The organism is Streptomyces sp. W16 (genome assembly GCF_033194735.1).
In the GTDB taxonomy this organism is placed as follows: domain Bacteria; phylum Actinomycetota; class Actinomycetes; order Streptomycetales; family Streptomycetaceae; genus Streptomyces.
In genome coordinates this window covers 1-24,596 of sequence record NZ_JAWOAI010000089.1, presented here as the reverse complement: position 1 = coordinate 24,596, position 24,596 = coordinate 1, and the positions used below count along the sequence as shown (strand labels likewise).

Below are 24,596 nucleotides of genomic sequence, written 5' to 3'. Positions count from 1 at the left end.
CGTCGGCGCCGGACGTGACCGGGCCCGCCTGGCGGCCCTGCCGGGAATCGGTGCGGACGCGACCGTCGCGCTCACCGACGACGCCGACGCCACCGCGACGGCGCTGGCCAAGGAGGCCGCCGAAGTCGACCTGGTCATCGACTACTTGTGGGGCAAGCCGGCCGGTGACGCGATCATGGCGCTGCTGCGGGCCCGCCCCGACCGTGGCCGCGCCTTGAACTGGATCCAGATCGGCGCCATGGCGGGCCCCACCATCGAACTCCCGTCAGTGGCACTCAGGTCGGCCAACCTCCGGCTCCAGGGCAACGGCCAGGGCGCCGTGTCGACCAGGACGTACCTGGAGGAACTCCCGTCCCTGGTCGAGGAGATCGAGAGCGGCGGCATCGCCGTCACCGCCGAGGCGGTACCCCTCGCCGACGTCGAGAGCGCCTGGAACGCGCCTGAGGTCCCGGGCGTACGCACCGTCCTGGTGCCCTGAACTCGGCAGGGCCGTCATGCAGTTCGTACGGGAATTACCCAAGGAGCCCGGAGCCATGTCCCACACCACAGACACCGACGTCATCATCTGCGGCACCGGCGCGGCCGGTCTGACCCTCGCCCTCGACCTCGCCCGCAGGAACGTCGCCTTCCTGCTGATCGACAAGGCGCCGCAGCCGTTCATCGGCTCCCGCGGCAAGGGCATCCAGCCCCGCAGTCAGGAGGTCTTCGAGGACCTCGGCGTGATCGACCGGATCGTCGCCTCCGGCGGCGAGTATCCCGTCCAGCGCGTCTACACCGCCGACGGGCCCATCGACCAGGTGGGCGTGGAGATGTCGGAGCCGACACCCGAGGAGCCGTACCAAATACCCTTGCTCGTCCCGCAGTTCCTCACCGAGCGCCGGCTGCGCGAACGCCTGGCCGAACTCGGTCACGCCCCGCAGTACGGCCACGAGCTCGTCGGTTTCGACCAGGACGGCGAAGGTGTGTCCGCGCGCATCGCCACCCCGGACGGCGAACAGGCCGTACGGGCAAGGTACTTGATCGGTGCCGACGGCGGATCGAGCTTCGTCCGCAAGGCACTTGGCATCGGCTTCCCCGGCAAGACCCTCGGCGTGCGGGCGATCGTGGCCGACGTGTACGTCGACGGCGTCTCGTCGGACGCCTGGCACCGCTGGGGCGAGGACACCGCCGGGCAGGTCTCGATGTGCCCGCTCTACGGCACCGACATGTTCCAGCTCCAGGCCCCCGTCCCCTTCGACGTCGACCTGGACCTCTCGGCCGAGGGACTCACCGCCTTCTTCCGCGAACGCACCGGCCGCGACGACGTCGTGATCCGCTCCGTGTCCTGGGCGTCCGCGTTCCAGATGAACGCCCGGCTGGCCGACACCTACCGGCGGGGGCGCGTGTTCCTGACCGGGGACGCGGCGCACTGCCACCCGCCGACCGGCGGACAGGGCCTCAACACCAGTGTCCAGGACGCCTACAACCTCGGCTGGAAGCTCGCCGCCGTGCTCGACGGCGCCCCGGAATCCCTGCTGGACACGTACGAGCAGGAACGCCGGCCCATCGCCGAAGCCGTCCTCGGCCTGTCCGAGAAGCTGCTCGAAGCGGCCAAGAACCGCGACATCCACCGGGGCCGCGAGGTCAGTCAGCTCGACCTCGGCTACCTGAACTCACCGCTGTCGCTGCACACTCCCGAGCGCGACAAGGGCGTATTGGCCGGCGACCGCGCGCCCGACGCGCCCGTCACCGGCGCGGGCGGCCTCCCCACCCGCCTGTTCAGCCTGTTCCAAGGGCCGCACTGGACACTGCTCGGCCACGACGTCGACGACAGCTCGGCCCCGGCACCGCGCCCCGGCCTGCACATCCACAGCATCGGAACCCGGGGCGACATCGTCGACAGCGGCGACCGCGTCCAGAACGCCTACGGACTGTCCTCCGAGCAGTGGGTGCTCGTCCGCCCGGACGGATACGTCGCCGCTGTGGTCCACACCGCCGAACTCGGCGCTGTAGAAGCCTATTTGGACACCGTCGGCGTCCGCCCCCTCGCGGCGACGCGACCCCCCACCACGGAAGCGAGCACCGACATGCCCACAGAGACCTCTCCCGAGAGCACCGGCACTCCGCGCACCCGACGGGAGCACCGACAGGTCCGAAGCGCCGCCGAGCAGCGGCTCGCCACTGCCCAACGCGAACTCCACCAACTCTCGCGCCAGGTCCAGCGCGACCTGCGCAGCGTCCGACGGCACGGCGAGACGACCGCCATCGTCGCCCGCTCGAACTTCGCCGAACTCGCGGTCAAGAGCATCAACCGGCTGACCGCCAACTTCCGCACCGACCGCACCGATCAGTAGGGCTTCGCTCCTCGCCCACGACGGCCGTCACGTGGCGTCGAGGGCGTTGGTGATCGCCTTCACCCCGCCGTGCGCCGCGTACCCGCCGTCGACGGTGATCTCCGCGCCGTTGACGTAAGACGCCTCGTCGGACAGCAGGTAGACGACCAGTGGCGCCACCTCGTCGACCGTGCCCGCCCGGCCCTGCGGGGTCAGCGACAGGTGGGCCTGCACGAATACCGGGTTCGCGGACGCCATCAGCGGCGTCTCGATGTAGCCGGGGTGGATCACGTTCGTACGGATGCCGCGCGGCGCCAACTCCAGCGCGGCCACCTTCGACAGGCCGCGCAGCGCCCACTTGCTCGCGGTGTACGCGACCGCGTGATGCGCGGTGAGACCCGCGACCGAGCCGACGTTCACGATGGACGAGCTGGCCGGCATCAGCGGGGTGAGGGCCTGGATGCCGAGCAGGGCGCCTGTGGTGTTCACCGCGAACGCCCGGTTCCAGTCGGCGAGTTGGACGTCGCCGAGCCGCGCCCGCATGGGAATGCCCGCGTTGTTGACCAGGCCGTGCACTTCCGTGAGGGAGGCCGCGAGGTTCGCCCAGTCGTCCTCGGAGGACACGTCCAGGTGGCGATAGGTGACGTCCAGGCCGTCGGCGCGCAGGGACGCGGCGAGCTTCTCGCCCGCCTCGTCCAGGACGTCGGTCGCCACCACCGTCGCCCCCTCCCGGGCCGCGGCCGTCACCTCGGCGGCTCCCTGACCCTGCGCGGCCCCGGTGACGACGACGGTACGACCGGCCAGACGCGTGCGGCTCACGGCTACCTCCAAGGGATGCGGGCTGTCTCCCGTCCACGCTAGGAAGCCGCGGTCAGCTCCGGAAACGCACGATCGGCATGGGTGGCATCCGCGCCGACGATCTCCCGCACCACCGGGTCGTTCAGCGACGCGCCCACCTCGCGGACCGTCTCCCGCAGCCAGCGGTGCGCCGGGTCCGCGTGCCGGTTGTGGTGCCAGTACATGGCCTCCACGAGCGGTACGTCGGGGAAGGGAGTCGGTACGACGGCACAGCGCGCGAATCCCTCGTAGCGCCGGGCGAGCCGCTCGGGCACCACGGCGACCAGGTCGGTGCCGCTCACCAGGAACGGCAGCACATTGAAGCCGGGCGTGCTGACCTGCACCCGAGGTGTGATGCCCAACGTCTCCAACTGCCGGTCGGCAGGCGTGAGTTTGCCGACGGCGCAGGCCGCGTGGGGCATCTCGGCGAGGTCGCGCAGCGAGAGCCGCCCGTCCACCAGACGCGGGTTGTCCGGGTCGACCAGACACACGAACCGGTCGTGCATCACGGCCTCGCTGACCCCCGGCAGCTGATAGCCGAGCGGCACGATCATCAGGTCGTGGCAGCGCAGATGGGTCTCGGTCTCCAGCTGCCCGATGACGATCGGGTGGAAGTCGATCCGGATGCCGGGGGCCTCCTGCGCGAGGGCCCGCAGCAGCGGTTCCACGAACACCGTCATGACGTAGTCGGACATCACGACCGAGAACCGCTGCCGGCTGCGCGACGGATCGAAGTGCCTGGTCAGCGACAGGGCCTCCTCCGCCTTGTGCAGGGAGGACTGGACGACCGGCAGCAGCCGCTCCGCGAGCGGCGTCAGCTCGTACTCGCGGCCCACCCGCACCAGCAGTTCGTCGTTGAAGTGCCGCCGCAGCCGGGCCAGGGAGCCGCTCATCGCGGACTGGCTGGTGGACAGCCGCACCCCCGCGTGGGTGACGTTCTTCTCCTCCAGGAGGGCTTCCAGAGCCACCAGAAGATTCAGGTCGATTGCTCCCAGACCCATGCGTGTGTCCTTCCGGCCGCGTCGTTGAAGCTCGGTGAAACCGGAGCGTAACGAGCGCCTTCCCGTCGAGGAAGGGGCCGGGAGGGAAGTCACAGGGATCCGATAGCTGCCATCGGATCCCCGGATGTGTGCAGGTCGGAAGGCATACCGATGGGCGGGGCTACGGCCTCGGGGTCCGGCCGCGCTTGCGGGCGCGTGGCAGATACACGTCCGTACGGCCGGGCACGACGCGGTTGGAGAGGGTGCCGAGGCGCTCCACCGCGAGGGTCACCTCGTCGCCGGGCTTGAGCGGCGGCGGGGTGCGTTCGCCGACCCGGCCCCAGTACTCGGCCAGCGAGCCCCAGCCGCAGGTGCCCGAGCCGAGGATGTCCCCGGGGCGCACCCACGCGTCACGGGAGGCGTAGGCGATCATCTCCTCGAAGGTCCAGGAGACGTTGGCGAGGGTGTCGCGGCCGATCAGCTCGCCGTTGAGGGTGACCGTCATCTCCAGGTCGAGGAAGCCGTCGGGGTCGCGCCGGTCCTCGACCTCGTCGGCGGTGACGAGGCAGGGGCCCAGCGTGTTCGCGAAGTCCTTGCCCTTGGAGAAGCCGAGCCCGAGGTTCTTCTCCGGCTTCTGCAGGTCCCGCGCCGACCAGTCGTTGAAGACCAGATAGCCGACGATGTGCTCGCGCGCCCGCTCCGGTGTGAGATCACGCCCGGCGCGGCCGATCACCACACCGACCTCCAACTCGAAGTCGAGCACCGAGCAGCCCGCCGGGACCGGGACCTCGTCGTGCGCGCCGTACGCCGCATGAGGGTTGGTGAAGTAGAAGTTGGGCGCCCGGTACCACTCCTCGGGCACGTGCTCCAGCCCGTCGAGGGACTTCGAGACCCCCTCGATGTGCGCCTCGAAACCGACGAAGTCCCGGATGGACGGCGGCTTCAGCGGCGGCAGCAGCCGCACCTGATCCACCGTCAAGTCGCTTGGCTCGCGCAGCGCTTCGGTACCGGCCGCGTGCAGGACGTCCTGTTCCAGCAGGGTCAGTACGGTGACCCCTTCGGGCAGTGGGTGAATGGTCCCGTCCCGGACCGCCCCGGCGCGCTCCACGCCCTCGTGCTCGTATGTCGCGAAACGCATCGCTCACTGCTCCCAGTGGTTGGTGTTGGTGACGGTCCCCGCGCTCAGATAGCCGGCGAAGAGCCCCTTGGGGTCGCGGGCGGCCCGGATCTCCCGCAACCGCTGCCACTGTTCGTCGCCCATGAACCTCAACTGCCGCACGGTGAAGTCCGAGTCACCGAGGTACTGGCCGGCCGTGACCGGCTGCATGTCCGCCATCGCGGCGTCCAGCCAGGTGCGCAACTCCGCGTCCCGCGCGGGGTCGTCATGGATGACGTACGTGGCGCAGTAGATCTCCGACTGCAACGAGAAGGCCATGTCCGGGAGTTGACGCAGCGGCGCCATGGAGAACCAGATGGTGAAGGTCTGCCGGGTGGGCTGTTCGGTGAACGCCCTGCGGATCGCCGGGACGACCTCGTCGGCGGGGCCGGTCAGCCAGGCGTTGTCGACCAGGTAGCGGTGGCCCTCGGGGTTGGCCATGCGCTGGCCCGCCAACTGCTCTGTCAGCGTGGTCTGTTGGGCCTCCACGCGGAACAGGGCTTGGTCCGCGTACGGGTTGGCGTGCAGCGGCGCCAGTGCCTCGGCCGCCTCCTTTGCGGTGTCGGTCATCGATACGCCCGTGACCAGCAGCACCGGTTCGTCCAGGTTGGGCGGTGTCTGGGTGAGCGCGACGATCTCCACCAGGTCCGAGACCGTGTGGTGCATGCCGTGCAACCAGGTCATGACCTCGTCGAACAGGTCCAGCGGGTAGGCGTGCACGGTGTGTCCGAGGTACCTCGGCAGCGGGCGGGTCCGCAGGTGGAAGCGGGTGACGATGCCGAAGAAGCCCGGGCCCGCTCCGCGTGCCGCCCAGAACAGGTCGCTGTGCCGCGTCTCGTCGGCGCGCACCAAGTCGCCCTCGGCGGTGACGACATCGAGCGCCACGATGTTCTCCGCCGCCCAGCCCCAGCCCCGCGCGTTCCAGCCCTGCCCGCCCTGGAGCAGGAAGCCGCCGATGCCGACGGAGGGGCAGTGTCCGCCGTTGAAGAAGCGGCCGAACTCGCCGAGATACGGGTTGAGTTCGTCGCCGCCCTTCACGCTGGGTGTCGCCGTCACGATCCCGGTCCCGGGGTCGTACGCCATCTCGCGGAAGCCTCCGAGGTCGATCAGCAGCGCGTCCTCGCGCACCGACCAGGCGGCCCAACTGTGCCCGCCGGAGCGGACGGCCACCTGCCAGCCGCGTTCGAGGGCGAGCCGTACCCCCTCCACCACGTCCTGCTCGGACTCGGCCATCAGTACGGCCGCCGGTGAACGGTCCTGCGGGAGACGGGCGTTGAAGACCCGCCCGAAGCACGCCGCCTCGAAGTCCTCGTCGTCGGGGAGGTGGAGGGTGCCGGAGAAACGGTTGAGGTTCACGCGCGTACTCACTTGATCGCGATCGGGTTGACGGGGGCGCCCACCGCGCCGGTCACCGGCAGCGGCGCGGCGACCAGCAGGAACTCGTGGACGCCGTCGGCCGCGCAGTCCTCGGCCAGTGCCTCCAGGTCCCACATCTCGCCCAGCGGGAGGCCCATGTTGGGGATCGCTATCTGGTGCAGCGGGGACATCGCGGGCTGCGGGAACTCGTAGGGCCGTACCTCAAGTCCCCAGGTGTCGGAGGCGATCGCCGCGATCTCGGTGCGGTGCAGCCAGCCGAGGGTGGTGAAGGAGAGGCCGGGCGCGTCACCTGCGGCGTAACCGCCCCATGCGCCGAGCCGTCGTACGCGGCCGAGTTGGCCGGTGCGGATCAGGACTAGGTCGCCGCGCCGGACCGAACTCGTCGCGCCCTGCGCCTCGATGGTGGCGCGCAGATGCTCCTCCAGGATGGGGAATCCGTCCGGGAGTTCACCGTGCTCGTCGCCGACCGCACGGCCCACGTCGAGCAGGACTCCGCGACCGGTGAAGGCGTCCTTCATGTGCTCGATGCCGGTGACCGAGTCGCCGTCGCCGTTGACGATGGTGCACGGACGGCCGTTCCACGCCTGCTTGTTGTCGTAGATGTGGCCCAGGCCGTCCCACTGTGTGGAGGCCTGCAAGGGCATCACGACGTGGTCGTCGGCGCCGCCGAAGCCGTGCGGGAAGCCCTGGGTGCCGGCTGCCGCGTCGGAGCCGGTGTCCTTCATGTAGTGCACCGGGTTGATACGGCCGCGGAAACCGCGCTGCGGGCCCGACTCGTTGAACTCCTGGGCGAGCGAGAAGGACCGCCCGCGCCGCACCAGGCCCACCGCGTGGGCGCGGATCGCGTCGTCGATGAAGTTCAGCGTGCCGAGCACATCGTCCTCACCCCAGCGACCCCAATTGCGGTAGGCGGAACGGGCCTTGGCGAGCTCTTCCTCGATCGGACCGAGGGCGGGGCGGGTCGTCATCGGGTGTGTCCTTTCAACAGCAGGTCGAGAGCGTTGCCCCCGGCGATCGCGGCCCGGTCGGCAGGAGCGAGCCCGGCCGCGTCCAGGCGGGCCACCGGGTCGTCGACACCCATGTCGAAGGGATGGTCGGTACCGAGAACGACCCGGTCCGCGCCCACCTCCTCGACGAGCCGGCGCAGCGCACGCGGGGTGTACACCAGCGCGTCGAACCACATCCGCCGCAGATAGGAGCTGGGCAACTCGGCGCAGCCGCGCGCGTCTTCGCGTACCCGCCAGGCGTGGTCCGAGCGGCCGATGTACGTCGGCAGATAGCCGCCACCGTGGGCCGCCACGAGCTTGAGGCGTGGAAAGCGGTCGAGGACACCGGTGAAGATGAGATGCGAGAGGGCGACCGTCGTCTCGACGGGCTGACCGACCGTGTTTCCCAGGTAGTTGGTCGCCAGGCGTTCGCCGAGCGAGCAGCCCCAGGGGTGGATGAACACGACCGCGCCCAGTTCCTCGGCCCGCTGCCACACCGAGTCGTGCGCGGGGTCGGCGAGTTCGCGGCCGTCGACCGTCGTGGAGACGCTGATGCCGTACAGGCCAGGGTCGTTGACCGCCTGGTCCAGCAACGCGACCGCGAGGTCCGGGTGTTGGAGCGGAACGGTGCCCAGGCCGAACAGCCGGTCCGGCGCGGTGGCGCAGTGGGCGGCCACGGCCGCGTTGACAGTACGGGCGAGTTGGATCGCGAGGTCCTGGTCCGCCCAGTAGTGGTGCATCGGCATCGGGCCGACCACCTGGATGTCGACGCCCATCGCGTCGAGGTCCGCGAGGCGGGTGGTGACGTCCGTCAACCGGGGTGCCAGACGCTGGAGTTGGGCGCGGTTGACGGCCAGGGACGCGGGAGAGTGGGCGCGCTGCTCGGCCGCGAGTTCGGCGGCGAGACCCGGAGTGCCGGCGACCAGGGCGTCGGCGGCGGGGACGGCGAGGTGGCCGTGGAAGTCGACCACGGGCGAGCCGGTCACGCCGCCGCCGTCAGGTTGTCCAGCGTCTCCGACATGATGCGGGCCGGGTCGGCGCCGGGCGTGCCCGGGTGGATCTCCCAGTCGGCGAGCCGCAGGGAGTTCTCCAGGACCATCCGCACCCGGGGGAGCCGCCTGGCCATGAAGCGGTCCAGGGCCTGGTCCGTCGGCTCGTCCGCCGTCACCAGCTCCGCCAGCAGCACCGCGTCCTCCATGCACATCGCCGCGCCCTGCGCGATCAGCGGGGGACAGGCGTGCGCGGCGTCACCGACGACCATTGCGCGGCCCCGGTGCCAGGGCTCGTCGACGAGGATCGCCTCGATCCAGCGGTAGTCGACCGCCGTGTCGTCGGGCAGTGAGGCCAGGATCTTCCCCCAGGTCCCGCCGTATCCGGCGCCGCGCTCGCGCAGCAGGGAGAGCGGGGCGCGCGGGCCGATGAGCGAGGTGTCGAGGTTCTCGTCGAGGAGGTAGGCGTAGCACTGGTCCGGCGAGATCGGGCTGTAGCCGGCCTTGAAACGGGGCCCGCCGTAGTACACCTCGGCACAGTCCATCTCGGCCGGGCGCTCCGCCACGACCCGGAAGATCGACATGCCGACGGGACGGGGCTTGGCGTCGATGCCGATCAGGGCGCGCATCGCCGAGTTGATGCCGTCGGCGCCCACGACGAGGTCGTAGCGGCCGGTCGAACCGTCCGTGAAGGCCACGTCCACATGGCCGGGCGACCGGTCGAGCCGGTCCACGCTCAGCCCGAGGCGCACCCGCACCCCGTGCCCGCGCACCGCGTCGCACAGCGCGTCCTGCAGATCCGACCGCAACGCGCCCACTGTGGACGGCAGTTCGGGCCCGCCGGTGTGCGGGGTGTTCAACTCGGTGATCAGCCCGCCGTCGGCCGAGCGCAGCCGCATGATGTCGAACGGCACCGCCCGGGCCAGCACCCGGTCCAGGACACCCACGGAACGCAGCGCCTTGAGCGCGTTGCCCTGGACGGTGATGCCATGGCCCACACCGAACCACTGCGGAGAGATCTCGACGAGCTCCACCTCGGCGCCCCGCTGGGCGAGCGCGAGACACAGCACGCTACCGGTGATGCCGCCGCCGACGACGAGCACCTTCTGTACGGGCATGGGCGATCCTTGCGAACGTAGAAGAAAGGAGTGGGGGTCACCGGGAGAAGCGCGGCCCGAGTTCATGGAAGTGCTCGACGGCCGGCGGCTCCGCGAAGAACGGTCCGACCAGAGCCCGCCAGCGCGCGAAGGGCTCGGACTCCCGGAAGCCGACCATGTGTGCCTCGACCGAGTCCCAGCCGACCAACAGCAGGAAGACTCCCGGCCGTTCGGCACCGCGCAGCAGCTCGGCCCAGCGGAACCCGTCGGCCTCGGCCAGCACCTCACGGGCCTTGCCGAACACCTCCGCGAACTCCCGCTCCCGACCCGCCTCGACGGTCAGCTCGGCATGCTCGACTATCACGTTCTTCTCCTCGGGAAAGTGGGTGCTCCGAGCCTGCGTGGGCGGTCGATCCACGGTCAACGGATCGAGGCATCGCCAAGGGGGACGTCATCCATCCCGTACGGCGATGGAGCCCCGGTTGAAGGCCCGCGCGGCCGGTGATGGCAGGCATCGCGGATCGCCATTTCCGCCGGGTCCCCGGGCTGCCTAGCGTCGAGGGCGAGCCCCCACCCGTACGAGGAGAGCGCCGTGCCCGATCCACAGCCCACCCATGCCGGACCCTTCGCACTCGGCACGTTCGCCCCCAGCGGTTCCGGTGAGGCGGACTTCCCCGGCCTGGTCACCGGCGACCGCGTGCGCGACCTCTCCGACCTCGTGCCGTCCGTCCGCGCGCTCGTCGAGGACTGGGACGACTGGCTGCCCCGGCTCGACGGCCTCGCCACCTCGGCGGACGACACCGGCACCTGGCACGAACTGGCCGCGCTGCGCGTCCTGACCCCGATCGAGCCCGGCCAGATCCTGCAGAGCGGCGCCAACTACCGCAAGCACGTGGTCGATCTGGTCGCCGCCGAGAAGGAGAGCGTGCACGGCGCCACCCCCGAAGAGGCCCGCGCCGACGCCGAGTCGATGATGGACGAACGCGCCCGCAACGGAGTGCCGTACGTCTTCCTCGGCTCCCCGCGCGCGATCAGCGGTCCCTACGACGACATCGTGCTCCCCGCGCACGGCGAGCAGCACGACTGGGAACTCGAACTCGCCCTCGTCATCGGGAAGTCGGGAAAGAACATCCCGGCCGAGGCGGCGATGGAGCACGTCGCCGGATACACGATCTCGAACGACCTCACCACCCGCGACCGCCTCTACCGGCCCGACCTCAAGGCCATCGGCACGGACTGGTTCACCGCCAAGAACGCCGACACCTTTCTGCCGACCGGACCTTTCCTCGTACCGGCCGCCTTCGTCGGAGACCCCAGTGACCTGCGGATCACCCTGCGCCACAACGGAGTTGTCCGCCAGGACGAGTCGACGAAGGACATGATCTTCGACATCCCGCGGCTCATCGCCTACGTCTCCACGACCACCACCCTGCGCCCCGGCGACCTGCTGCTCACCGGCTCCCCGGCCGGCAACGGCGCGCACTGGGGCGTCTTCCTGAAGCCCGGCGACGTCGTCGAGTCGGAGATCACCGGCCTCGGCCACCAGCGCAACACCGTCAGGAGCGGACAGTGACCTTCCAGCCCATCACCCATCTGCGCCATGTCGACCTGGCCGTACCGGACTTCGCCCGCCAGCGCGCCTTCTACGGCACCACCTGGGGCCTGACCGAGGTCGCAGGCGACAGCGGTGTCGCCTTCTTCGCGGCCGAGGGCAGCCCCGAGCAGTACATCGTGCGTATCAGAGAGGACGCGCGGAAGCGGATGGACCTGGTCGCCTTCGGCGCCGTCTCACCGGCCGCCGTTGACGAGCTGCACGGGCGGCTCGGGCGGGCCGGGGTCCAACTCCTCGGCGAGCCAGGCGCGTTGGACACCCCGGGCGGTGGCTACGGCTTCCGGTTCTTCGACCCGGACGGACGGGTCGTCGAGGTCTCCGCCGACGTCGCCACCCGCACCCACCGGAAGATCGAGGAACGCGAGGCGATCCCCGTCCGGCTCTCGCACTGTGTGGTCAACTCCCAGGACCCGGAAGGGCTCCGGGACTTCTACGTCCAGCACCTCGGGTTCCGGCTCACCGACACCCTGTACTCGACGCACATGGGCGACCTCATGTACTTCCTGCGGTGCAGCCCGCTCCACCACTCCTTCGCGATCGCCCGGGGACCCCATGTCTCCCTGCACCACGCCTCGTTCGAGATGCGCGGGGTCGAGGAGTACATGCGCGGCACCGGGCGGGCGCTGCGCGCCGGGACCCGGCTCACCTGGGGGCCCGGGCGGCATCTCGCGGGCGACAACACCTTCTCCTACTTCCACGACCCGCACGGCAACACCGTCGAGTACACGACCGAACTCGCCGTCCTCGAAGAGGACTTGTGGCACCCGGGCCGCCATGACGTCGACGACCCGATCACCCAGGACCAGTGGGGCACCGCCGACCCGATGAGCGAGTCGGTCGCCAAGGAGCAGTTCAACGATCCCGACGTGCTGTTCGAGGCGCCGCCGGTCTGACCCCCGTCCGACACCCCCCTCTGTCGCGAACCACCCGCAGAAAGGCCGCAGTTGTGGCAACGATCCTGAAGCACGCCGTGCCCAAGTCAGAGGTGACCGCCTCGCTCGACCAGGTGCGGGAGACCGTGACCGGCGTCATCGCGGACATCCGTGAGCGCGGCGACGACGCGGTGCGCGCCTACTCCGAGAAGTTCGACAAGTGGACTCCGGAGTCCTTCCGGCTGTCCGACGAGGAGGTCGAGAAGATCATCGCGTCGGTGCCGCAGCAGGTCATCGACGACATCCGCTTCGTCCAGGACCAGGTGCGCACCTTCGCCCGCCATCAGCTCGACTCCCTGCGGGAGTTCGAGGTCGAGACCCTTCCCGGCGTGCGGCTCGGGCAGAAGCACATCCCCGTGCAGGCGGCGGGCGCCTACATCCCCGGTGGCCGCTACCCGCTCACCGCCTCCGCCCACATGACCATCGTCACCGCCAAGGTCGCGGGCGTGCCCCGGGTCGTCGCCTGCACGCCACCCATCCACGGCGAGATACCGGCCGCCACCGTCGCCGCCATGCACCTCGCCGGCGCCGACGAGATCTGGCTGCTCGGCGGAGTGCAGGCGGTGGCCGCCATGGCCGTCGGGACGGACACGATGCGGCCGGTGAACCTCGTCGCCGGACCCGGCAACGCCTATGTCGCCGAGGCCAAGCGGCAGCTCTTCGGGGAGATCGGCATCGACCTGTTCGCCGGGCCGACCGAGATCCTCGTCCTCGCCGACGAGCGGGCCGACCCGTTCGTGTGCGCCGTCGACCTGCTCTCCCAGGCCGAGCACGGCCCGGACTCCCCGGCCGTCCTCATCACCACCTCCCGCGAGCTCGCCGAGCAGACCGTCGCTGAAGTCGAACGACTCCTGCCCGGCATGCCCACCCGCGACTTCGCCGGGCCCGCCTGGCGCGATCACGGCCAGGTGCACGTCGTCGACACGCTCGACGAGCTGTACGCCCTCGCCGACGAGTTCGCCTTCGAGCATGTGGAGGTGCTGACCGCCGAACCGCGCCTCGCGCTGGAGCGCATGAGCCAGTACGGCGCCCTGTTCCTCGGTGAGGGCACCTGTGTGTCGTTCGGCGACAAGGTCATCGGCACGAACCATGTGCTGCCCACACGTGGTGCCGCGCGCTATACCGGCGGCCTGTGGGTGGGGAAGTACCTCAAGACGGTGACCTACCAGGAGGTCACCGACACCGACTCCCAGGCGCTGCTCGGCCGACTGTGCGGGCGGGCGGCCCGCGTCGAGCTGTTCGAGGGACACGCGCGCTCCGGTGACGTACGGGCCGCGAGGGCGGCGGGCGACGAGCTGCCCTGGAACACCGCATGACCCTGGACGGTCGTACAGCGCTCGTCACCGGTGGCGGCGGACCGCTGGGACGCGCCTTCGCGCTGGCCCTCGCGGACGCAGGCGCCCGGGTGATCCTGGTCGGGCGCAACGAGGCGGCGCTCGCGGAGGCGGCGGCACAGGTGGAGAAGGACGGCGGACAGGCCCGCACCGGAGTGTGTGACGTCTCCGATCCGTCGGCCGTCGACGCGCTGGCCGCCGAACTCGCCGACGAGGACGTGTCGTTGCTCGTCAACAACGCCGGAGTCGCGGGACCCGTCCGGCCCCTCGTCGACATCGAGCCGGACGAGTGGGACGACGTGTTCGCCGCCAACGTCCGGGGCGTCTATCTGCTGTGCCGGGCCTTCCTGCCGCCGATGCTCGCGGCCGGACGCGGTGACATCGTCAACGTCGCCTCGGTCAGCGGCAAACGCCCGCTGCTCAACCGCACCCCGTACACCGCCTCCAAGATGGCGCTGCTCGGCCTGACCCGGACGCTCGCCGGGGAGGTCGGGCCGCAGGGGGTCGCGGTCAACTCCCTTTCCCCGGGCCCGGTTCGGGGCCCGCGCATGGACCGCAACTTCCGGCTCACCGCCGAACTGACCGGCTGCACGGTCGCCGAGGCCGAACGCGACTTCGCCTCCCGGGCCGCGCTCGGCCGGCTCGTGGAGGAGCACGAGGTCGCTCAGGCGTTGGTGGCGATGCTCGCGATGCCCGGCCTGTGCGGGGCCGACATCGACCTGTCGGCGGGGATGATCGCCCCGTCGTAGCTGAACGGGTTGCGAAAAATGGCGAGGTGGACGGCCGGCGAGCCGCCCGCCTCGCCGCCGTGTTCAAGCTCGTGCTCCCGCTATGACGACTCTGTGTGACCGCCATGAAATGGTCGGCGTGATCCGAGGCATCGGACTCCCATATGTGTGTGCCGACCGCCTATTCCCTGGTTCTCATGGCTGCTTCACTCCCTCGTGCGCACCTTCGGTGCCTCCGCCGGGCCGTCCGCACCCCGCGTTCGACGGCCGGCCGGTCACACTGCGCAACGGCGCATCGATCCCTGGGAAGGCAAGCAATGACGCTGATCACCCGACGTTCGGTCCTGATCGCCGGTACCGCCACGGCCGGAGCCGTACTGGTGCCGGCGGTCTCCGCCACCGCCGCGCCGACGGCCGAGAAGGCTTCGGGCACGCGGATCTCGGTCGGATCCGGTGAGACGTACACGGTCTCCGCGACCACCCGCGTGAGCGAGCTGTCCATGGCCGACGGCGGCACGATCGTCGCCCCGGACGGCTCCAGCCTCTCGCTGACCGTCGACGGCGTGGAGACCGGCCAGCTGCTCACCGCCACCGGCGCCACGGCCACCCTGATCCAGGCGGGCACCTACCGGGGCGATGTCGTCCTGACCGTCACCGCGGCCAACGAGGTGACGTACGAGACGCTCACCTTCCCCTTCCGGCAGGCGGTCTACGTCGACGGCGACGGCGTGGTCAAGGACAAGTCCGTCCTCGCGGCCGTCCTCGGCGGCAAGCTCACCGACGCCTACGCGAAGAATGTGTCGATCACCTCGACCGGAGAGTGCTTCGACGGCGTGTACGTCCAGGACGCCACTTACACACTCGACCGGCCCTCCATCTCCCTTACGGGCAACGGCCGTTGCGACTTCGCGGGCTACGGCGCCGCGGTCGTCGGCGACGGATCGTCGACCACGCTCGTCGTGGACGGCGCCCGGATCGACAACAAGGGAGTCGTCCGCACCGCCGTCATCGCCAACGACGGCGCCAACGTCATCGTCAAGGACTCCGTCCTCCGTGCCCGCAACGGCGTACTGCCCGCCGACTACCAAGCCACCGTCGAGACGCCGTACATGGAGTCCGTGCCCTGGATGCTCGGCCTCGACGGCAACGTCCGCGCCACCAACCTGATCGGCAAGAGCACCAAGGCCACCTACCTCAACTCCACCATCGTCTCGGAGACTTGGGGCGCGCTTTCGGTGGAGGGCGGCAGCGGCCTCAAACTGACCGCGATCAACAGCCACTTCGGCAACACGGGGGAGTACGGCTACGGCACCTACGCCATCGGCGACGCGACCGTACGCGTACTCGGCTCCCGGCTCGACGTCGGCAGCTACGCGACCATCATCGCGGGCCCGGCCGCGGTCGTGCACTACGGCGACAGCACCGGGGCCGCGGTCGCCGCGCTCAACACCGAGCTGGAACTGGGGTTGTCCAAGAGCGAGTTGGCGTCGATCCCGGTACGCAGGACCGTCGTGAACTCCGGGCACTTCGGCTACATGTTCTTCGGGACCGGCCAACTCACCCTCGACGGCGGCACGGTGATCAACTCCGAGCGGGCCACCTTCCTCAACAAGGGCCAGCAGACCGCGATCAGCGTCGACGGCTCCCAGGGCGCCCGACTCAACCCGCGCGACGGGATCATCCTCCAGATGATCGAGCTCGACGACCCGGGCCCGGTCCCGGTCAACGGCAAGATGATGAACATCGGCGTCTACACCGAGCCCACCGGTGACCCGGCGAAGGACGCGAGCTTCGACCCGACCGCCGTGCACGCCACCGACGGAGCCGCCACCTTCAACTCCATAGCTTTGAAGGGCGACTTCTACAACGGCATGCGCAAGGGCAAGAACATGGTCCTCACCTTCGCGGACGCGAGCATCGAGGGCGTCATCTCCGCGACGGCGGCCAAGCACCGGGTGTCCAGCATCGACGCGTCGACCTTCTACGAGCTCGGCATCGTCACCAACACCGCGCAGGCCGCCGTCAACAACGGCGCGATCGTGCAGCTGAACAGCGGCTCGACCTGGACGGTCACCGGCACCTCGTACCTGACCCGGCTCGCCCTCGCCGCCGACGCGACCGTCAAGGCGCCCCGGGGCAAGAAGGTCACGCTGACGGTCGACGGGGCGGCCACGGCCATCACGGCCGGCCAGACCTACACGGGCGCCCTCACGCTGACCGTCGCGTGAGCGAGGGCGGAGGCGCGAGGCCCGCACTTCACACGAGCCGCGCCTCCGCCGCCTTGGCGATCTGCTCGAACTGCGCGGCCATGGCCTCCTGGAGAGCCTGGGCACCCGACAGCGGACGGACCATGACCATCAGGTCGTCGATCAGGCCCTCGTCGTTGATGTGGATGAAGTCGCACCCGGTGAGCCGACGGTCGCCGACCCGCGCGCTGAAGACGAGCGCGTGGTCGGGGCCGTCCGGGTCGCCGATCTCCCGCTCGTACCGGAAGTCCTCGAAGACCCGCGCGACGGCGTGCAGGATCGCCGCGGTGATCGCCTTCCCGGGATACGGCTTGAACACGACCGGACTCGTGAAGACCACGTCCTCCGCCAGCAGCGCCTCGACGGCCTCCATGTCCTGCGCCTCGACCGCCTCACGGAACGCACGCATCGGCTCACCTCATAGTCAATTAGTTGAGTAGGTGTGGATGAGACTAATCAACCGCTGTTAGCGTGTCCACATGTCCCTCAAGTACGCGGTCCTCGCGGCCCTCCTGGAAGGCGAGGCCTCGGGCTACGAGCTGGCCAAGACCTTCGACGTTTCGCTGGCGAACTTCTGGCCCGCGACACCGCAGCAGCTCTACCGCGAACTGGAGCGCCTGGCCCAGGACGGACTGATCCAGGCACGGGTCGTACAGCAGGAACGCAGGCCCAACAAAAGGATGTTCACGCTCACCGAGGCAGGCCGGCGCGACCTCGACACCTTCGCCGCCGAGCCGCCCAGGCGCCCCACCGCCATCCGCGACGAATTCCTCATCAAGATCCAGGCCATGGACGGCACCGACCCCGCCGTCATCCGCGAGCTGATCGAGGAGCGCGGATCGTGGGCGCGCGGCAAGCTGGACCGCTACGAGCGCCTGCGTGACCATCTCCTCGCCGGTCGGACCGAGGAGGAGTACCTCCGGGACGCCGACCGCATCGGGCCGTACCTCACGCTGATGGCCGGGATCACCTTCGAGGAGGAGAACCTGCGCTGGTGCGAACGCGTTCTCGCGATCCTGAAGCAGCGGGTTGCCCTAGGCTGACCCGGATGTTCAGCCCCGAAGGTCCCAGTCTGCGTGAACTCGCCGTCCAGGCACTGTCGTCCGTCGAGCACGGCTACGACCTCCTCGCGCCCAAGTTCGACCACACCCCCTTCCGGACACCGGCCCCGGTGCTCGACGCGGTCGCCTCGACACTGCGGCGCATCGGGCCCTTCGACGACGGACTCGACCTGTGCTGCGGCACCGGAGCGGGCGCCGACGCGCTGACCACGGTGTGCCGGAAGAGCGTCACCGGCGTCGACTTCAGCGCGGGCATGCTCGCGGTCGCGCGAGAGCGCGTGAAGAGCGACGAACCCCGTGTCTCATGGGTGCGCGGTGACGCCCGGGCCCTGCCGTTCCGGGCCGACTTCGACCTGGTGGTCAGCTTCGGCGCGTTCGGGCACTTCCTGCCCCGCGAACTGCCGGGGCTGTTCGGCCAGGTCCACTCGGTGCTGCGGCCCGGCGGACGCTTCGCGTTCCCCGTCCTGGCGCCGCCGCGCCCCACCTCACCCGCGTACTGGATGCTGTCCGGCTTCGACGCGGTGATGAAGGTCCGCAACGCCGTCTGGCGACCGCCCTTCGTCATGTACTACCGGGACTTCCAACCCGGTTTCGTACGGCGGGAGTTGCAGCGGATCGGCTTCGACGTCGAGCTGTACGCCCTGCCCGAGTTCGGGCGCCGGGGTGACGGCAGCCCGCGGGCGCGGATGGTCGCGGCGCGGCGGCGGCCGTAGGGGCTCCATTGTCGGGAGATGGGTGATCTCCTACGCTGGGCGAGCGTGTGGTCAAGAGTGCTGTCCGGGAACGGAGTTGCGCATGCTCAGCAAGGGTGAAGCCGCCGAGGCCGTCCGGCAGGCCAAGGTGAAGACCGGTGTCACATGGGCCCAGTTGGCGGAGGCCGTGGGCCGGCCGCTCGCCTGGACCACCGCGGCCCTGCTGGGGCAGCACCCCATGAACAAGGACGAGGCGGCGACGGCCGCAGCCCTCCTCGAACTCGGCGAGGACGCCGCCCTCGCCTTCCAACTCCAGCCGACCCGCGGCGCGTTGGACGCGGCGGTGCCCGTGGACCCCACGATCTACCGGCTCTACGAGGTCATCCAGGTCTACGGCCCCACCATCAAGGAACTGATCCACGAGCAGTGCGGCGACGGCATCATGAGCGCCATCAACTTCCGCCTCGACGTCAGCCGGGTGCCCGACCCCGCCGGTGACCGGGTCGTCATCACCCTCGACGGGAAGTATCTGCAGTACCAGTGGGAGTGACCGCGGCTCCAACTTCATTGATTCCGGAGGGTGTTGAGCCGCGCCGCCTGGCGGGTCAGATGGTCGCGTTCGGCGAGGTTCGGCGCCTTGTGCGCCGCCTCCGCGTACAACCGGGCCGCCGTCGTCGGGTCGCCGTCCCGTTCGTGGAGGTAGGCCGACACCGCCGTATGACGGGGGAGCGAGTCGTCCAGTGCCGCGAGCGCGGCCAGGCCGGCGCGCGGGCCGTCGGCCTCGCCGACCGCCACCGCGCGGTTGAGGCGGACCACCGGGCTGTCGGTCAGACCGACGAGTTCGTCGTACCACTCCACGATCTGCACCCAGTCCGTCTCCTCGGCGGCGGGCGCGTCCGCGTGCAGCGCCGCGATCGCGGCCTGCGCCTGGAACTCGCCCAACCGGTCGCGCGCGAGGGCGAGTTGGAGGATCGTGACGCCCTCGGCGATCAACGCGGTGTCCCACCGCCCGCGATCCTGCTCGGCGAGCGGCACCAGGCTGCCGTCCGGCGCGGTCCGGGCGGCGCGCCGGGCGTGGTGCAGCAGCATGAGCGCGAGCAGGCCCGACACTTCCGGGTGGTCGATCACGCCCGCGACCTGACGGGTGAGCCGGATGGCCTCGGCGGCGAGGTCGACATCGCCGGAGTAGCCCTCGTTGAAGACCAGGTAGAGAACGCGCAGCACGGTGGCCACATCACCGGGCTGGTCGAACCGCACACCGGAGACGGTGCGCTTCGCCCGGCTGATGCGCTGCGCCATGGTCGCCTCGGGCACCAGATAAGCCTGCGCGATCTGGCGCGTGGTGAGCCCACCGACGGCGCGCAGCGTGAGCGCGACCGCCGACGACGGCGTCAACGACGGGTGCGCGCACAGGAAGTAGAGCTGGAGCGTGTCGTCCGCCGAGGGCGCGGATCCGGGTGCCGGCTCCTCGTCGAGGCGGTCCTCACGTCTACGGCGGGCGGTGTCCGCCCGCGTCGCGTCGAGGAACCGCCGCCAGGCCACCGTGACCAGCCACCCCTTCGGGTCGCGCGGCGGATCGTCCGGCCAGACCCGGACCGCCTCGACCAGCGCGTCCTGTACGGCGTCCTCGGCCGCCGCGAAGTCTGCTCCGCGGCGGACGAGGATCCCGAGCACGCTCGGCGTGAGGCTCCTCAGCAGGACCTCGTTCACTTGAAGGTGCACTCCGTGGTGGTCGAGTGCACGCCCAGGAACGGGCGCAGCTCCAGCCACTCGTGGATCGGCCTGCCACCGGCCCCGGGGGCGGCCGACAGCTCACCGGCCAGTTCTACGGCGCGCTCGTAGCTGTCGACGTCGATGATCATCCAGCCGGCGATGACGTCCTTGGTCTCGGCGAACGGCCCGTCGGTGACCGGCGGGCGCCCCTCGCCGTCGTAGCGGACGAACGTCCCCTCGGGGGAGAGCGCCTGGCTGTCCACGTACTCGCCGGTCTTCTCCAGCCGGGCCGCGAAGTCGTTCATGTACTGCACATGGGCCGTGATCTCCTCGGGCGCCCACTGGTCCATGGGGACGTCGTTCACGGCGGCGGGGGCGCCGCGGTAGTGCTTCAGCAGCAGGTACTTTGCCATGGTCGTTCTCCTCGGTGCTGGTGCGACCCATTGTGGACGCGTTCACCTCGGGGACGGAGCCGGGCGCGGGTTCTCGACATCGGCGGGCAGATTTTTCCGCACGAGTTTCGCGAGATCTGCGGGGGAGGGTGGAAAGGGAGGCGTACTCACTCCTCTTCCCTTCTTAACGTATAGCGCACCGGGGGGCTTGCGGCAAGGCCCCCGTGGTACCGCAGAATGTCCGGCCTGAGGGCATGACCTGCGGAAATGGGAGTCGCGAATGCGTGTGTTGTTGACGACGTGGGGATCGCGCGGGGATGTCGAACCCGTCGCGGGACTCGCCGCCCGACTGCTGGAACTCGGCGCGGAGGTAAGCGTTGCCGCGCCGCCGGACGAGGAGTTCGTGGCACTGCTGGACAGGGCCGGTGTGCCGCTGGTGCCGCTCGGTCCGACGGTTCGCTCGGTGGTGACCGCGGCGAAGCCGCCGACGGCGGCCACCGCGTTCCGGCTCGCACCCGAGCTGGTCGCCGCCCGGTACGAGACGCTGATGCCGGCGGCCGAGGGGTGCGACGTACTGCTGGCGAGCGGTCTGATGCCGACCGGCGCCCGCTCGGTGGCCGAGAAACTGGGCATCCGCTACGTGTTCGCCTGCTTCCACACGGCCGGTCTGCCGTCGTCGAAGCACCGGCCGCTGGCGCGGCCCGGCCATCAGTCCTCGCCGGACGAGACCGACATCAAGGTGCTGTGGGACGAGGACGCCCAGCGTGTGAACGCCCTCTACCGCGAGGCCGAGAACCGGCACCGGGCGGCGATCGGCCTGCCGCCGGTCGACAACGTCCGCGACCACGCGTTCACCGAACGGCCGTGGCTGGCCTCGGACCCGGACCTGTTCCCGTGGCAGGACCAGACGGATCTCGACCTCGTCGTGACCGGACCCTGGATCCTGCCCGACGAACGCCCGCTCCCCGCGGATCTGGAGACGTTCCTGAAGGCGGGCGAGCCGCCGGTGTACGTGGGCTTCGGCAGCATGGCACTGCGTACCTCGCCCGACATGGCCCGGGACGCCGTCGCAGCGGTGCGGGCGCACGGCCGCCGCGTCGTTCTCGGCCGCGGCTGGGCGGAGCTGGCTCCGATCGACGACCGGGACGACTGCTTCGTCGTGGGCGAGGTCAATCACCAGGCGCTGTTCCGCCGGGTGGCCGCGGTCGTGCACCACGGCGGTGCGGGCACCACGACGGCGGCCACGCAGTCCGGCGCACCGCAGGTGGTCGTGCCGCAGATCGTGGACCAGCCATACTGGGCCGCACGGGTTGCCGAACTGGGCATCGGCGTGGCACACGACGGGCCGACGCCGACCTACGACTCCCTGTCGGCCGCTCTCACCACCGTCCTGACCCCGGAGGTCCGGGCCCGGGCACGCACGGTGGCCGGCATCCTCCGCACCGACGGGACGACAGTGGCCGCGAAGATGCTCCTCGACCCGGCCGCCGGGGAAAGGACGCCCACACGCGCGTGAACCGGCCCGACCCCGAACACGAGAACCCGTACGCACCGGTCCACACGGCCTGCCGCCCGCACGGCCGTGAGCGACCGCAGATCGGAATTGATGCCGTGAACCCCCTGACCACCAGCGCCTTCGACCTTCCCGACCGGCTCTCCGCCAAGGCCGACCCGGCGCTGATCGCCGGCGACGAGCAGCACTTCGCGGCCATCGCGGAGTCCCTGGACCAGTCGATCGCGGAACTGACCGAGCGCCTCGACGCCGAGCGCAGGGCGCCCGGGGGCATCGGCCGGGCGGCGATGGACCGGGACACGGAGATCCACCGGCTGACCACACGGCTGCGGACACTACGTCGCTTCGGCCTGGACCTGTGCCTCGGCCACATGGTCGACGCCAACACATCCGAGCCCGTCTACATCGGGCGGCTCGGCCTCACGGACAGCACGGGCCGACGGCTGCTGCTCGACTGGCGGTCCCCGGCGGCCGAGCCGTTCTTCGGCGCCACCCACGCCAACCCGATGGGCCTCGCGAGCCGCCGCAGGTACCGCTGGACCCGCGGCCGGATCAGTGACTACTGGGACGAGGTGTTCACCGCCGACGGGTTCGCGGGCCACGCCGCCCTCGACGACCAGTCCGCCTTCATCGCCAGCCTCGGCGGCAACCGCTCGGGCCGGATGCGCGATGTGCTCGGCACCATCCAGTCCGACCAGGACGCCATCATCCGCGCCGGATCACGCGGCGCGCTCGTCGTCGACGGCGGCCCCGGCACCGGCAAGACCGTCGTCGCCCTGCACCGCTCCGCCTACCTCCTCTACTCCGACCCGCGCCTCGGCCACCGCAGGGGCGGTGTCCTGTTCGTCGGTCCGCACCGGCCCTACCTGGACTACGTCGCCGACGTCCTCCCCAGCCTCGGCGAGGAGGGCGTGCAGACCTGCATCCTGCGGGACCTCGTCGCCGAGGGCGCCGCGGCGGCCGTGGAGCCCGACCCGGAGGTGGCCCGGCTGAAGTCGTCCGTGCAGTTGGTGCGGGCGATCGAGCCGGCCGCCCGGTTCTACGAGGAGCCGCCCGGCAAGGGCATGAACGTCACCACGCACTGGTCCGACATCTGGCTAAGTGCCGAGGACTGGGCCGTGGCGTTCGAGGCGGCCGAACCCGGTACCCCGCACAACGAGGGACGCGAGCAGGTCTGGCAGGAACTGCTCACGATCCTCGTCGACAAGCACGAGGACACCACCCCCGCCCAGGACGGCGCGGTCACACCGGCCCTGCTCCGCAAGTCGCTGCGCCAGAACCGCGAACTGCTCACGGCCTTCAATCGCGCGTGGCCGCTGCTCGAAGCGGCCGACCTCGTCGGAGACCTGTGGACGGTACCGGCGTACCTCCGCAAGTGCGCCCCCTCGCTGAGCCGCGAGGACGTCCAGCGGCTGCAGCGCGCGGACGCCCAGGCCTGGACGGTGTCCGACCTGCCGCTGCTCGACGCGGCGCGACAGCGGCTCGGCGACCCGGAGTCGGCGCGCCGCAAGCGCCGGCAGGAAGCCGCCGTCGCCGCCGAACACGCCCGCAGGACCGACGTCATCGACAGCCTGCTGCAGAACGTCGAGATCGACGAGAGCGAAGGCGCGATGGGCATGCTGCACGGACAGGACCTGCGCGACGCACTGATCGACGAGGCCGCCCAGCCCGGCATCGAACCCGACCTGCTCGCCGGGCCGTTCGCGCACATCGTCGTGGACGAGGCCCAGGAACTCACCGACGCGGAATGGCAGATGCTGCTCCTGCGCTGCCCGTCCCGCAGCTTCACCATCGTCGGTGACCGCGCCCAGGCCCGGCACGGCTTCACGGAGTCGTGGCAGGAACGGCTGAAGCGGATCGGCCTCGACCGGATCGACCTGGCCCACCTGACCATCAACTACCGCACCCCGGAAGAGATCATGACGGAGGCCGAGCCGGTCATCCGTGCCGTACTCCCGGACGCCAATGTGCCGACCTCCATCCGCAGCAGCGGCATCCCCGTCGTCCACGGACCCGTCTCGGACCTGGAGTCGGTCCTCGACTCCTGGCTCGGCGCGCACACCGAGGGGATCGCCTGTGTCATCGGCGACCCGTCCTTCGGGGCGACGCCCCGCGTCCGGTCGCTGACTCCCGAACTGTCCAAGGGACTTGAGTTCGACCTGGTCGTGCTCGTCGACCCGGAGACGTTCGGCGAAGGCATCGAGGGAGCCGTCGACCACTATGTGGCGATGACCCGGGCGACCCAGCAGCTCGTCGTCCTCACGAGCGAGTAACGCCGTTCGGCACGCGGCGAGTTCGGCCCCGGGCCCGCCGCGCGCCATGGTCCGGCCCGGGGCTCAGCCCGCCGACGGAACCGTGAACTCGTAGATCAGGGCGTCCTGTTGGGCCTCCACGACCAGGTCGGTGATCTCCAGCGGACGGGCGTACTGGTCGTGCACGCGCCGGGTCACCCGCACCGAGGGCGCGTTCGCGACCTGGGTGATGGCGTCCCGGTGGTGCAGGGTCAGACCGGCCCGGCGCATCCAGTCGTAGGCGCGCCGGAGTTGGGCGGTCGCGGCGCCGTCGGCGCGGTCGCGGTAGCGGGCCAGTTCCGCCACCTCGGCCAGCGCCACCGCCGAGAAGAGATCGGAAGAGCGTCG

Annotated in this window: 22 protein-coding genes and 2 pseudogenes; 12 read left to right on the top strand and 12 right to left on the bottom strand. The window is 70.5% G+C overall.

Annotated elements, in window-relative coordinates; translation table 11 throughout:
• Positions 1-478 (top strand): annotated as a pseudogene (locus R6V09_RS14770) (quinone oxidoreductase family protein); the annotation flags it as partial.
• A gap of 55 nt (positions 479-533) precedes the next feature.
• Positions 534-2,333, top strand: a complete 1,800-nt coding sequence (locus tag R6V09_RS14765; RefSeq protein ID WP_317881854.1) for an FAD-dependent oxidoreductase — start codon at positions 534-536, stop codon at positions 2,331-2,333.
• A gap of 27 nt (positions 2,334-2,360) precedes the next feature.
• Here R6V09_RS14765 and R6V09_RS14760 read toward each other — a convergent pair whose 3' ends face one another.
• From R6V09_RS14760 to R6V09_RS14725, 8 genes are all read right to left on the bottom strand, one after another.
• Positions 2,361-3,131, bottom strand: a complete 771-nt coding sequence (locus tag R6V09_RS14760) for an SDR family NAD(P)-dependent oxidoreductase (protein ID WP_317881853.1) — start codon at positions 3,129-3,131, stop codon at positions 2,361-2,363.
• Between the two features lie 38 nt (positions 3,132-3,169).
• Positions 3,170-4,150: a LysR family transcriptional regulator gene (locus tag R6V09_RS14755; RefSeq protein ID WP_317881852.1), complete on the bottom strand. Its 981-nt coding sequence runs from the start codon at positions 4,148-4,150 to the stop codon at positions 3,170-3,172.
• A 160-nt stretch (positions 4,151-4,310) separates the two neighbouring features.
• Positions 4,311-5,267 carry a fumarylacetoacetate hydrolase family protein gene (locus tag R6V09_RS14750; RefSeq protein ID WP_317881851.1) on the bottom strand — a complete coding sequence of 319 codons (957 nt, stop codon included), beginning with the start codon at positions 5,265-5,267 and terminating at the stop codon, positions 4,311-4,313.
• Between the two features lie 3 nt (positions 5,268-5,270).
• Positions 5,271-6,641, bottom strand: coding sequence for an FAD-binding oxidoreductase (locus tag R6V09_RS14745; RefSeq protein ID WP_442810053.1), 1,371 nt, complete (start codon positions 6,639-6,641; stop codon positions 5,271-5,273).
• A gap of 8 nt (positions 6,642-6,649) precedes the next feature.
• A complete protein-coding gene (locus tag R6V09_RS14740; RefSeq protein ID WP_317881849.1) occupies positions 6,650-7,630 on the bottom strand; it encodes a cyclase family protein in 981 nt (326 codons plus the stop codon).
• Positions 7,627-8,634 (bottom strand): amidohydrolase family protein, encoded by a 1,008-nt coding sequence (locus R6V09_RS14735; RefSeq protein ID WP_317881848.1) that lies wholly within the window; start codon positions 8,632-8,634, stop codon positions 7,627-7,629. The genes R6V09_RS14740 and R6V09_RS14735 overlap by 4 nt, the downstream gene beginning before the upstream one ends.
• On the bottom strand, positions 8,631-9,755 hold the full coding sequence (locus R6V09_RS14730; RefSeq protein ID WP_317881847.1) for an FAD-dependent monooxygenase: 1,125 nt from the start codon (positions 9,753-9,755) through the stop codon (positions 8,631-8,633). The genes R6V09_RS14735 and R6V09_RS14730 overlap by 4 nt, the downstream gene beginning before the upstream one ends.
• 37 nt (positions 9,756-9,792) lie before the next feature.
• Entirely contained in the window at positions 9,793-10,098 is a 306-nt protein-coding gene (locus tag R6V09_RS14725; protein ID WP_317881846.1) for an antibiotic biosynthesis monooxygenase family protein, read from the bottom strand.
• A gap of 228 nt (positions 10,099-10,326) precedes the next feature.
• On the opposite strand from R6V09_RS14725, the gene R6V09_RS14720 reads away from it, so the two are divergent.
• The 5 genes from R6V09_RS14720 (at position 10,327) to R6V09_RS14700 (ending at position 16,568) form a co-directional block, all read left to right on the top strand.
• Positions 10,327-11,307 carry a fumarylacetoacetate hydrolase family protein gene (locus R6V09_RS14720; protein WP_317881845.1) on the top strand — a complete coding sequence of 327 codons (981 nt, stop codon included), beginning with the start codon at positions 10,327-10,329 and terminating at the stop codon, positions 11,305-11,307.
• Positions 11,304-12,239 carry a VOC family protein gene (locus tag R6V09_RS14715; RefSeq protein WP_317881844.1) on the top strand — a complete coding sequence of 312 codons (936 nt, stop codon included), beginning with the start codon at positions 11,304-11,306 and terminating at the stop codon, positions 12,237-12,239. Before R6V09_RS14720 ends, R6V09_RS14715 begins: the two co-directional genes overlap by 4 nt.
• Before the next feature lie 77 nt (positions 12,240-12,316).
• Positions 12,317-13,594: a histidinol dehydrogenase gene (hisD, locus tag R6V09_RS14710; RefSeq protein WP_442810052.1), complete on the top strand. Its 1,278-nt coding sequence runs from the start codon at positions 12,317-12,319 to the stop codon at positions 13,592-13,594.
• Positions 13,591-14,361 carry an SDR family NAD(P)-dependent oxidoreductase gene (locus R6V09_RS14705; protein WP_317881842.1) on the top strand — a complete coding sequence of 257 codons (771 nt, stop codon included), beginning with the start codon at positions 13,591-13,593 and terminating at the stop codon, positions 14,359-14,361. The genes hisD and R6V09_RS14705 overlap by 4 nt, the downstream gene beginning before the upstream one ends.
• Before the next feature lie 296 nt (positions 14,362-14,657).
• Entirely contained in the window at positions 14,658-16,568 is a 1,911-nt protein-coding gene (locus R6V09_RS14700; protein WP_317881841.1) for a hypothetical protein, read from the top strand.
• Positions 16,569-16,596: 28 nt separating this feature from the next.
• Here the strand turns inward: R6V09_RS14700 and R6V09_RS14695 are convergent, their stop codons facing one another.
• Positions 16,597-16,995 (bottom strand): nuclear transport factor 2 family protein, encoded by a 399-nt coding sequence (locus R6V09_RS14695; RefSeq protein ID WP_317881840.1) that lies wholly within the window; start codon positions 16,993-16,995, stop codon positions 16,597-16,599.
• Positions 16,996-17,065: 70 nt separating this feature from the next.
• Between R6V09_RS14695 and R6V09_RS14690 the strand changes: the two genes are divergently transcribed.
• The 3 genes from R6V09_RS14690 (at position 17,066) to cynS (ending at position 18,889) form a co-directional block, all read left to right on the top strand.
• Complete coding sequence (locus R6V09_RS14690) at positions 17,066-17,629, top strand: PadR family transcriptional regulator (RefSeq protein WP_317881839.1); 564 nt, start codon at positions 17,066-17,068, stop codon at positions 17,627-17,629.
• 5 nt (positions 17,630-17,634) lie between these two features.
• On the top strand, positions 17,635-18,360 hold the full coding sequence (locus R6V09_RS14685) for a class I SAM-dependent methyltransferase (RefSeq protein WP_317881838.1): 726 nt from the start codon (positions 17,635-17,637) through the stop codon (positions 18,358-18,360).
• An 82-nt stretch (positions 18,361-18,442) separates the two neighbouring features.
• Positions 18,443-18,889 carry a cyanase gene (gene cynS / locus R6V09_RS14680; RefSeq protein ID WP_019068971.1) on the top strand — a complete coding sequence of 149 codons (447 nt, stop codon included), beginning with the start codon at positions 18,443-18,445 and terminating at the stop codon, positions 18,887-18,889.
• Positions 18,890-18,903: 14 nt separating this feature from the next.
• On the opposite strand, the gene R6V09_RS14675 is transcribed toward cynS, so the two are convergent.
• Positions 18,904-20,049, bottom strand: coding sequence for an RNA polymerase sigma factor (locus R6V09_RS14675; RefSeq protein ID WP_317881837.1), 1,146 nt, complete (start codon positions 20,047-20,049; stop codon positions 18,904-18,906).
• Positions 20,046-20,465, bottom strand: coding sequence for a YciI family protein (locus tag R6V09_RS14670; RefSeq protein ID WP_317881836.1), 420 nt, complete (start codon positions 20,463-20,465; stop codon positions 20,046-20,048). Before R6V09_RS14670 ends, R6V09_RS14675 begins: the two co-directional genes overlap by 4 nt.
• Positions 20,466-20,724: 259 nt before the next feature.
• On the opposite strand from R6V09_RS14670, the gene R6V09_RS14665 reads away from it, so the two are divergent.
• Both R6V09_RS14665 and helR read left to right on the top strand, forming a co-directional pair.
• Positions 20,725-21,960, top strand: coding sequence for a glycosyltransferase (locus R6V09_RS14665; RefSeq protein WP_317881835.1), 1,236 nt, complete (start codon positions 20,725-20,727; stop codon positions 21,958-21,960).
• A gap of 95 nt (positions 21,961-22,055) precedes the next feature.
• Complete coding sequence (gene helR / locus R6V09_RS14660; protein WP_317881855.1) at positions 22,056-24,230, top strand: RNA polymerase recycling motor ATPase HelR; 2,175 nt, start codon at positions 22,056-22,058, stop codon at positions 24,228-24,230.
• Between the two features lie 63 nt (positions 24,231-24,293).
• Here helR and R6V09_RS14655 read toward each other — a convergent pair.
• Positions 24,294-24,596: pseudogene (locus R6V09_RS14655) on the bottom strand (GntR family transcriptional regulator); the annotation flags it as partial.